The sequence below is a fragment of the Streptomyces sp. CBMA123 genome, from assembly GCF_014596465.1.
GTDB lineage: Bacteria > Actinomycetota > Actinomycetes > Streptomycetales > Streptomycetaceae > Kitasatospora.
The window spans coordinates 1-3,657 of the sequence record NZ_MECK01000383.1 but is presented as its reverse complement, the minus strand read 5'-3'; the positions used below and the strand labels follow the sequence as shown (position 1 = coordinate 3,657).

The following is a 3,657-nucleotide window of genomic DNA, read 5'->3' as shown; positions in this document are numbered from 1 at the left end:
GGTGCCGGTGCTGCCGGGCGGCCGCGCCACGGTGGCGGCCCGGGCGGCCGTCGGGCGCCAGGCGGAGCAGCCGGCGCCGGTCCCCGGTGCCTCCTTCGCCGAACTGCCGCTGGATGCGATCACCCCCAACCCGCGCCAGCCGCGTGAGGTGTTCGACGAGGACAAGCTGGCCGAGCTGGTGATCTCCATCAGGGAGGTCGGCCTGCTCCAGCCGATCGTGGTGCGCCAGGTCGCGGCCGAGCGCTATGAGCTGATCATGGGCGAGCGCCGCTGGCGGGCCTCCCGCGAGGCGGGGCTGGAGCGGATCCCGGCGATTATTCGGGCCACCGAGGACGACAAGCTGCTGCTGGACGCCCTCCTGGAGAACCTGCACCGGGCCGAGCTGAACCCGCTGGAGGAGGCGGCCGCCTACGACCAGCTGATGCGGGACTTCTCCTGCACCCACGAGGAGCTGGCCGACCGGTTCGGCCGCTCGCGGCCGCACGTCTCCAACACCCTGCGGCTCCTGAAGCTCCCGGCGTCCGTCCAGCGTCGACTGGCGGCCGGCACGCTGACGGCCGGGCACGCGCGGGCGCTGCTTCCGCTGACGGATCCCGAGGCCCAGGAGAAGCTGGCCGCGCGGATCATCGCCGAGGGCCTCACGGTGCGCAACGTCGAGGAGATCGTGCTGCTGCGCTCGGAGGAGTCGCGGGGGGCGAAGCGCCAGGCGCCGAAGGCGGGCAAGATCATCTCCCCGGCCTTCAACGACCTGGCGAGCCGGTTGTCGGACCGCTTCGACACCCGGGTCAAGGTCGAGGTGTCGCAGCGCGGCGGCAAGCTCGGCAAGGGCAAGGTGGTGCTGGAGTTCGGCTCGGTGGAGGACCTCAACCGGATCCTGGACAGCATGGCTCCGGGCGAGGACGGTCTGCGGCTGTCGCAGGGCTGAGCCGGTCGACCGGATCGAGGGCAAACGACCCGATGGGTGCATGTGCCACGTGAGCGCTGTTTCACGTGAAACATGCACCCATCGGCGTTCGTGGGGGAATGCTCGACCGTGAAAGGGAGGAGGAGGTACGGGCCATGGGACGCCGGATCGCTCCGCTGACGTTGGACAACCTCGCGGACCTGCCGACGGGCTGTCGCTCCTGTGTGTTCTGGGAGCTGGACCCGGTCAGCGGCAAGGAGGCGGTGGAGTCGGGGAAGCCGGAGCTGGAGAAGGAGGGGTGGATCTCCGCGGTGCTGCTGGAGTGGGGGTCCTGCGGCCGGATCGCCTACGTGGACGACCAGCCCGTCGGTTTCGTGCTCTATGCGCCGCCGGCCTACGTTCCCCGCTCACAGTCCTTCCCGACCAGTCCGGTCTCGCCGGACGCCGTTCAGCTGATGGTCAGCCGGGTGCTGCCGGGCTACCAGCGGCAGGGGCTGGGCCGGGTGCTGGTGCAGGCCGTGGCCAAGGACCTGCTGGGGCGGGGGGTGCGGGCGATCGAGGCCTTCGGTTCGGCGGGCGGGACGCCGACCAGCTGCGTGCTGCCGGCCGACCATCTGCTCGCGGTCGGCTTCAAGACCGTACGGCCGCACCCGCGCTACCCGAGGCTGCGGCTGGAGGCGCGGACCACGCTCTCCTGGCGGGGCGACGTGGAGGGGGCGCTGGAGCGGCTGCTCGGCGGTGGGCGGAAGGAGCCGGCCCTGCGGCCGTTCTGAGCGGGGCCTGGACGGACGACGGCGGCGGGGCTCCCCATCGGGAGCCCCGCCGCCGTTCGGTCGATGACCGGGAGACCTAGATCAGGCCGTCCAGCTCGCGCAGCAGCGCGGCCTTCGGACGGGCACCGGTGATCTGCTTCACCGGCTGGCCGCCCTTGTACAGGATCAGGGTCGGGATCGAGATGACGTTGTACTCGGCGGCGGTCACCTGGTTGGCGTCCACGTCGAGCTTGGCGATGGTCAGCTTGTCGCCGTTCTCGGCCGCGATCTCCTCCAGGATCGGGGCGACCTGGCGGCACGGGCCGCACCAGGTGGCCCAGAAGTCGACCAGTACGGGCTTGTCGCTCTCCAGGACGTCGGACTTGAACGTCGCGTCGGTGACGGTGGTGGTGGCGCCGGCCACGGGGACTCCTCGGGTTCGGACGGAGGGGGGCTGCTGCCAGGTGAACAACGGGCGGGGCCGTTCTGTTTCTGCCTGGCCGGGGCGGGGGTGTTTCACGTGGAACACCCCCGTGGGGTTCGGTCGGTGGCGGGGAGGTCAGACCGCGACGGCGGCGGTCTTGTTCTCCACGTCGTCCAGCGCGGCCAGGTAGCGCTCGGCGTCCAGCGCGGCGGAGCAGCCGGTGCCGGAGGCGGTGATGGCCTGGCGGTAGGTGTGGTCCACGACGTCGCCGGCGCCGAACACGCCCTCGACGTTGGTCCGGGTCGAGGGGGACTCGACCTTGAGGTAGCCCTCGGCGTCGAGGTCCAGCTGGCCCTTGAACAGGTCGGTGCGCGGGTCGTGGCCGATCGCGATGAACAGGCCGGTGACCGCCAGCTCGCGGGTCTCGCCGGTGGTGGTGTCGCGCAGGGTGACGCCGGTCAGCTTCGGGTCGCCGTGGATCGCCTCGACCGCGCTGTCCCACTCGAAGCGGATCTTCGGGTCGGCGAAGGCGCGCTCCTGCATCGCCTTGGAGGCGCGCAGGCTGTCCCGGCGGTGGATGATCGTGACGCTCTTGGCGAAGCGGGAGAGGAAGGTCGCCTCCTCCAGGGCGGTGTCGCCGCCGCCGACCACCGCGATGTCCTGGTCGCGGAAGAAGAAGCCGTCGCAGGTCGCGCACCAGGAGACGCCGCGGCCGGAGAGCTTGTCCTCGTTCGGCAGGCCCAGCTTGCGGTGCTGGGAGCCGGTGGTGACGATCACGGCGCGGGCCTTGTGGACGTTGCCCTCGGAGTCGGTGACGGTCTTGATCTCACCGGTGAGGTCGACCGCGACGATGTCGTCGGGGATCAGCTCGGCGCCGAAGCGCTCGGCCTGCGCCCGCATGTTGTCCATCAGCTCGGGGCCCATGATGCCGTCCCGGAAGCCCGGGAAGTTCTCGACCTCGGTGGTGTTCATGAGCGCACCACCGGCGGTGACGGCTCCCTCGAAGACCAGCGGCTTGAGGGAGGCACGGGCCGTGTAGAGCGCAGCCGTGTACCCAGCCGGGCCGGAACCGATGATGATCACGTTACGGACGTCGCTCACTGCTTCTCCTGGTTCGCCATTCGCGACCCGCGTTAGCTGCGGGGAGGGCGGTCCTGCTCCGCCGCCCGGGACAACGACTGACCAGTCTCTCGCATTCCCAGGCGGATCAGTACCAGGCGCCCGAACTCCGGAAGCGGCGTGGCGCCCTGGACGTCGATCGCATGGGAACGGCCGTCCGGTGGCTGGGAAGGGTCGCTCAGCGGCCGGGGACGGTCCGGTGCAGGACGACCGGGCCGCAGTCCGCGGAGCGCAGGTAGACGTCCACGAAGCCGGGCCGGTCGAGGGCCGGGTAGACCAGGACCTCGACCGGGGAGCCCCGGTAGCTGCCCCGGTCGGTGGCCAGCGGGGTGCCCGGAGCGGGGGCCTGGCAGGCGGCGGGGGAGGCCGGCGCGGTGGGGGAGCCGGGGCCGGAGAGCTCGGGCCGGGAGCCGTCGGCGGGGGCGGCGGCGGACTTGGCGGGCCCGGTGGCGTGCGGT

At 71.7% G+C, this 3,657-nt stretch carries 4 protein-coding genes and 1 pseudogene; 2 read left to right on the top strand and 3 right to left on the bottom strand.

From position 1 onward, the window contains the following. The first annotated feature begins 1 nt into the window (after window position 1). Both BG452_RS31295 and BG452_RS31290 read left to right on the top strand, forming a co-directional pair. Window positions 2-925 (top strand): ParB/RepB/Spo0J family partition protein, encoded by a 924-nt coding sequence (locus BG452_RS31295; RefSeq protein ID WP_188307731.1) that lies wholly within the window; start codon window positions 2-4, stop codon window positions 923-925. A 134-nt stretch (window positions 926-1,059) separates the two neighbouring features. After that, window positions 1,060-1,677: a GNAT family N-acetyltransferase gene (locus tag BG452_RS31290; protein ID WP_188307730.1), complete on the top strand. Its 618-nt coding sequence runs from the start codon at window positions 1,060-1,062 to the stop codon at window positions 1,675-1,677. A gap of 76 nt (window positions 1,678-1,753) precedes the next feature. Here the strand turns inward: BG452_RS31290 and trxA are convergent, their stop codons facing one another. The 3 genes and pseudogenes from trxA to BG452_RS31275 all read right to left on the bottom strand — a co-directional run. After that, window positions 1,754-2,080, bottom strand: a complete 327-nt coding sequence (trxA, locus tag BG452_RS31285; protein ID WP_188307729.1) for a thioredoxin — start codon at window positions 2,078-2,080, stop codon at window positions 1,754-1,756. Between the two features lie 135 nt (window positions 2,081-2,215). Continuing rightward, the gene (gene trxB, locus BG452_RS31280; protein ID WP_188307728.1) at window positions 2,216-3,181 is read right to left on the bottom strand and encodes a thioredoxin-disulfide reductase; all 966 of its coding nucleotides are present in this window, start codon (window positions 3,179-3,181) and stop codon (window positions 2,216-2,218) included. A gap of 196 nt (window positions 3,182-3,377) precedes the next feature. Continuing rightward, a pseudogene (locus tag BG452_RS31275) lies at window positions 3,378-3,657 on the bottom strand (hypothetical protein); the annotation flags it as partial.

Coding starts and splice junctions, on each gene's coding strand:
- BG452_RS31290 (WP_188307730.1), top strand. CDS start 1,060: ATGGGACGCCGGATCGCTCCGCTGACGTTGGACAACCTCGCGGACCTG.